The organism is Nocardia sp. NPDC049149 (genome assembly GCF_043197455.1).
GTDB lineage: Bacteria > Actinomycetota > Actinomycetes > Mycobacteriales > Mycobacteriaceae > Nocardia.
In genome coordinates this window covers 50313-56260 of the sequence record NZ_JBICTD010000018.1, presented here as the reverse complement: position 1 = coordinate 56260, position 5948 = coordinate 50313, and the positions used below count along the sequence as shown (strand labels likewise).

At 63.3% G+C, this 5948-nt stretch carries 3 protein-coding genes and 1 pseudogene; 2 read left to right on the top strand and 2 right to left on the bottom strand.

Features of this window, described 5'->3' with window-relative positions:
- Nucleotides 1-5: 5 nt before the first annotated feature.
- Nucleotides 6-1595, bottom strand: a complete 1590-nt coding sequence (locus ACGFNJ_RS42420; protein WP_393462024.1) for a hypothetical protein — start codon at nt 1593-1595, stop codon at nt 6-8.
- A gap of 1012 nt (nt 1596-2607) precedes the next feature.
- On the opposite strand from ACGFNJ_RS42420, the pseudogene ACGFNJ_RS42415 reads away from it, so the two are divergent.
- Nucleotides 2608-3165, top strand: a pseudogene (locus ACGFNJ_RS42415) (hypothetical protein); the annotation flags it as partial.
- A 36-nt stretch (nt 3166-3201) separates the two neighbouring features.
- Here the strand turns inward: ACGFNJ_RS42415 and ACGFNJ_RS42410 are convergent.
- A complete protein-coding gene (locus ACGFNJ_RS42410; protein WP_393462118.1) occupies nt 3202-3396 on the bottom strand; it encodes a hypothetical protein in 195 nt (64 codons plus the stop codon).
- Between the two features lie 78 nt (nt 3397-3474).
- Between ACGFNJ_RS42410 and ACGFNJ_RS42405 the strand changes: the two genes are divergently transcribed.
- Entirely contained in the window at nt 3475-5418 is a 1944-nt protein-coding gene (locus ACGFNJ_RS42405) for a LuxR C-terminal-related transcriptional regulator (protein ID WP_393462112.1), read from the top strand.
- The last annotated feature ends 530 nt before the right edge of the window (nt 5419-5948 follow it).

Genomic DNA, 5948 nt, shown 5'->3' with positions numbered 1-5948 from the left:
TTCGCTCATTCGCGTCGGCCAGCCGACAAGGTTGCCGCATCGACCAGCGCTCCATGGAGAGCCTTCGCCGGCGCAGTCGCTTGTGCACCATTCAGCACAACATCAGCGAACGCGCCACCCAAGGCACGGCGCGTATCGAAGCCACCGTGCTCGTCGGTCGCGCTGAACAGCTCGGCCCGCCAACGCCGATATCCACCCAGCAGCTCGGCCAGTGTTGTGTATCGCCCGGCCACCTCGCGGAAGTACGCGGTGACAAGAGTGCGTTGGGCGGACTTGCAGGCTACCCCGCCTCCAGCGTCGTTCAGCGCAAGGCCGAGTTCACCCAACGTCGCCCGATAGATCGCCATATCATCGAAACCGGTTCCCGCTGGCTCTGTTTCGGTGTCGCCATGCAGCGAGCAGGCGACCCGTCGATCGAGGGTGATCGACCGGACAGTGGTGGAATCACGCCACTCCCGCTGCCACTGCACGGTGGTGTCATCGCCCAGTTCCGCCACCGAAACGACGTCGAGCTCGATCATCGGATAGTCGGTGAGTACTCGATCCACCGCCGCCACGAACTGGCGCACAGGCGTTTCCTGCAGGCCTTGCAGGTCGAACCCAACGACGGCAACGCTGTGCCGATCAGCCAGTGCCCGTACCAACCAGGCAAGAACCGGTGATGCCCGCCGCCCGCCGGTCGGCCGTTCCCTCTTGCGTCGCTGAGCAGGGTTACGCTGCTGACCCGCCTGCGGCGAACGGGACGGGACGTCGGAGCGAGGGCTGGCCGGAGGCTGGTCGCTGGACGCGGATCCACGAGGCACTCGCGACGGCGGTTCAGCCCACGGCGTTGCGCGGTTGGCACCGCCGACATATCTCGGATCTCGCGCGGGTGTCACGCTAGAACCGGCGGTGGGGGCGATACGAGGCACATCCCGCCCGGTGGGCGGCGAAGTCACCTTCGGCTGACTGGGCGCCACCTCGGCGGGCCGGGGCCGGCGACCAGGATCCCCAGCAGGCGTTGAACTCCTCGGCAGATCGGGTCGCTGCATACGAGGATCCGCTGCTGCCGGTTTCTGCGCTGCAACCGGCCCAACGGGCCGCGCCTGCGGTGTTGCGGATCGCGACAGTGGACCCGGATCGGAAACTGCGGGTGCTTGCGCCCCGGCGTCCGCCGCGACGGGCACAGAAGCCGTTGTAACAGAACGGTTCTCAGGCGCTCCCTGGCGGCCGGGCGGCACGGGCCGCGCGGCTGCGGAGTGCGGTTGTCTCTGCGTTCCGTTCTCGAATGTCGACGGTTCCTCAGCCGCCCGACGGATTCGATGCGCACCCTCGAGATCCTGGGATACGAAGTCGTTGGCGGCGTTCGCGATGTGCTCGCCGGTAGCACGCAAGCTTTGCTGCAACGCCTGGATATTGGCCAGCAACTGATCGAAGTGTGGAGTGAAGTCCCTGGCGAAGGCCGCGCCGAGATCGTCACTGCCCCAGTAACCCTCCGCATCGAGCTCGCCATGGCGCAACAGGGCATGGGTGCGACCGACACGGTCGCTCAATTCGGTCAAGTCAGCGCTGCCCTGCCGCAAAGCCTCGGGATCCAGCCGAACCTCATCGCTCACGGCGACTCCTCCAGCGCGCAACGACCGTCTCGGCGGACGAACGCAAACAGCCTGCATTTCTGTACATCGAAAAGCCAACGCCAAAGAGATCGAACCTCGACCGCGATCTCACACCACCACTCGAACGAACGTCATCACCGGCATTCGACGCATCCCACGAACACACAGCATTTGCGAATCGATCCATCGTGATCGACGCACACTCCTCCAGCCCGAATTAATTGCTACAAGCTTGCACGGATAGGTAGCCCCTGGCCATCGGGTGCGCATATACACCCGACTGCGCAACTCGTGCGGCCACGAATCCCCGACGGCTCGATCGGCACGTACCGCGGCCACCGCCGACCTCGGCGAATCCGTCGAGAAACATTTTCGTCCATTCCCCACGAATGGGAAGTATTATTAATGTATAGGTAGTGCAGGAACATCACACCTAAAAGCTTCTCTACCGATCGTTCGCTACGATATGCATTCAGCCTGCACAGCGCCCATAAGGAAGCGCTGAGTGCCATGCGTGAAATCGCTACCGGAACCACTCTGTGGCGAATCATCACCATGCGCTTAGTCATGGAAGGTATAGGTATTCCATTCCCTCAATTCGTAACGCCACCGATGACGATCCGGATGCACTCAGGATGGCTCGCTCGATAAAGTTTCGCCGATGTGCCAACCCCACCGACGCCGTTCCCCTGAGACCTCCGGCGCCCCGCCTGGACATTGCGCTGGTCGAGGACTTGGCCCTGTCCAACAGACAAGCGGTCCGCTGTTTCTCCCCCTCGCACAAGGATCGCCCGGAACCTGACGGCGCGTTCGTGACGAGGACAAGACGGAAGCGTCTGCCCCGATCTGGCGCTGCGGTAGATACGCGAGACAGACATCGTGCAACGGCTCGGAGACCGTGAAGACGGGATCTGGGGAAGAAAGACCTGAATGGGATGAGAATCCGGTGTCCTCCCACTTCAATTTATAGCCGACTGGGGGCCTTGCCGCAAGACCCGGGTCGTGCCGGACAATGGCCGTTCGGCTGGCCAGAACCTGCGGAAATGGAGGCGCGGAGTGCGTGCGTGACTACCCCCGCCATCGCCGCGCACCTCGCCGAAGCCGTGCCATCGCCGCGATGACAGCGCCGCACGAACCTGATCATCACCGACGCTTCGAAGGGATTGAAGACGAGATGTCGGACCAAACCCGACACCACACGATCGAACCGCCCGTGGTGAGCGTCGGGTTCCTAGGCCGTGACATGGAGCTGGACACCGTGCTCCAGTTGTTGATGAACAGAGGCCAGCTCATCACCCTTTCCGGCCAAGGCGGGATCGGCAAGACACAGCTCGCGGCCGCAGCGATCCGCCGATACCGCAAGGCCTTCGGTGCGTCGGTGAAATGGGTGAGACTCGCGTCGCTGACACGAGATGCCGACCTTGCCGCGGTCGAACAGCAGATCGGTAGTGCTGTCGCGAACGCAGGCAACTCGGGGCACTCGGCGTGGAGTGCGATCGTCGACGCACTCGCCGACACCAACGCGATAACCGAGCGATCGCCGCAAGTACTGGTCCTCGACAACTGTGAACACGTCCGCGTCGCCGTCGCCTCAGTCCTCACCCGCCTACTGGACGAACTGCCGCGATTGACCGTGCTCACCACGAGTCGTCAACCAATCGGGATCATCGGCGAAAAGGTGGTACCTGTCCCGCCGCTGCGGCGGCGGGAGTCGTTGGCGTTGTTTCGGCATCGGGCCGAAATTGTCGATCACCCGCTCTCCGACGACCAGATCGAGACGGCGACCGAGATCTGCCGTCACCTCCACGACAATCCGCTCTACCTGCGATTGGCCGCAGCGCGGCTGGTGCGCCGCCCGCTTCGCGGCATCCTGGCCGAGTTGAACGGCGAGGTCGACGTCGACCAGCGGCTGCGATGGTCGAGCACATCACTCGTCGGTGCGGAGGGACGACACCGCAGCGTCGGGGATTCGATCGCATGGTCGTACGAGCTGTGCAGCGAGCGCGAACGCCTGCTGTTCGAGCGTCTGTCCGTGTTCGCTCCGAGCGGAATCGGGCCTGCTGAGCATGCCACTTCCGACGACTCGGTTGGGGTCAGCTTGGCTGCGATCGAGGCTGTCTGCGCTGATCTGCCCTACGGCGGATCTGCGACCGATACCTCAGCTCGGCTGTCCCGCAACGACATCGGCGACCTGCTCGCTCGTTTGGTGGATAAGGCGCTGGTGCACGTGCACATTTCGGAGAACCAGGCGCGGTACGGATTGCTCGAATGCACACAGGTTTTCGCCATGCAGCGCCTCCGGAATCGTCCAGCCTGGGAGGCAGGTGATCAGCTGCGCAGGCACCTGAGCTATTACCACGACAAGGTCACCGACCTTGCGGCCGACTGGTTCGGGCCGCGAGAAGTCGAGCTGGCCGACTGGATTCCGTCTATTTGGCCGAACGTGCTGATCGCGATGCACACGAGCTTTCGTACACCCGCCGACAGTGCGCTGGGACTGGAGATCTGTGTCGCTCTGCAGGCTCTGCCGGCAGCCCGTATGCCGTCGCTGGGGAAAACGCAACGATGGATTGAACACGCCATGAGCGGTACTCGCTTGCTCGTTGCACCACCGACGAAGTGGCAACTCCATGCTGCGGCCCTACTGGCGTGGAATGCGTTGTGCCAAGGCCACAACGATGAGGCCGAACGTTTGCTGGAACAGCTCGTCGGCGCCTGCGATCTCACACCTGGTGATCGCTTGCAGTGGCGTGCCACCCCGCGTACTGATATCGGGCTGCCAGCGGCCGTCGACTTCGCCTGGGGGTACGAACTCTGGATGGTCGACCAGGACGCCGCCGCGATCGCGGTGTTGACTCGTGCTCGAGACAAATTTCAGTGCGACGGCCACCGAGGCTTCGCTGCTCGATGCGACCTGGCGGCGACCGCTGCGGCAATACAACTCGACGCCACCGGACGGGGCGCCGATCTCCTACAGCAGTTCCGTGCGCGCGCCGTCGCGGCGAAATCCCGCTGGGGAATAGCGTGGGCCGATCTGCTCGGCGCGGTCTACCTGATCGAGGACGACCGTGCCATGGTGCTGGCCCGTATCAAACGATGGGCGGCCTACCTGACAGCCGTCGGTGACCAGTGGGGCGTGACAATGATGGCAACGCTTCGGATGTGGGTGCTGGCCCGGACAGTGATGATGCGAACGGACGCAGACCCGCTTCGCGGCGCCGACTCGGCCGAAATCGCTTGGCTGACCGGCGCGCTCGATACATTGCGCGTCAACGTCGGTATCGACGTCTGCAGCCCTGCGGACTGCACCGAACAGACCGAGGCAGCCCTGCTGTTGGCGCAGGAAGTACTTGGACACGAGGCTTTCGAGTCCGCACGCGACGGTGGCGCGCTACTGCCTCTCGAACGACACGGGCTGGAACGTATGGCAATGGAAATGGGTGATGCGGACAGCCGCCCTGGACAGCCGCGCACGCACCGGGCCTCCGGCGATCCGCGGTGGTACCGGCTGTCCGAAGCAGAACAACAAGTTGCGTTGCTGGCCGCGGCAGGTTGGACGAACAAGGCGATCGCGGCCCGGCGTGGCACATCGGCTGGCACTGTTCGTGCCCAGATGGCAGCCGTGCGGTCCAAGTTGGCGGTCTCTTCGCGACGCGACATCGTCCGCTTCATTCCAGAAGCTGATCGACTCGACGTCAGGCGAGAGGCGGCACGTCGCTTACGAACGAGAGCGGGTGCCCATCCGTCGTCATCCGAAGCCCGGGCAGTGGAAAAGCCCCACCACACAAGGTTCCAGCAATCATTCGTGGCACCACGGACTTGACCCCGCATGCAACCAGGTCAAGGGATGTGACCAGGAAGAGGGTGCCGCCGGCGAAACAACGGAACCTCACTTCACAACACGAATCAAACTCAACAGGCGAGGACGTAAACGATGGAAAAATCCGACGATCAGCCTGAAGGACCACCGACCATCAATAATCCGATAGCGTTCTGGCAGCATGCTTTCGATCGGAGACGACAAATATTGGAGGAGAATCCAGATGTGGAAACACAAGGGCGGCAGAATTAGCCTCTGTCCTCGCCAGCGTGGTTCGGCTCGGTCCGCCGCGATTTCATTCCTGTCCGTCACCAGTCGTGTTCAGGAACCGCGACAGCCACCGGCATGGCGACCGCCGAGCCAGGCTGCTACCAACCGAGGAGCACGAAGACACCGCTCAGCGCTGATGATGAGCCGGCGCGACGTTGCTGCTCGCGATCCAGCCGATAGGTAGCAGCCAGACGTCGGTAGAATGGCGTATAAACGGCGATTCGATTGCCGTGTCACCGATCTGCTGGTTAATCTGCCCGCTG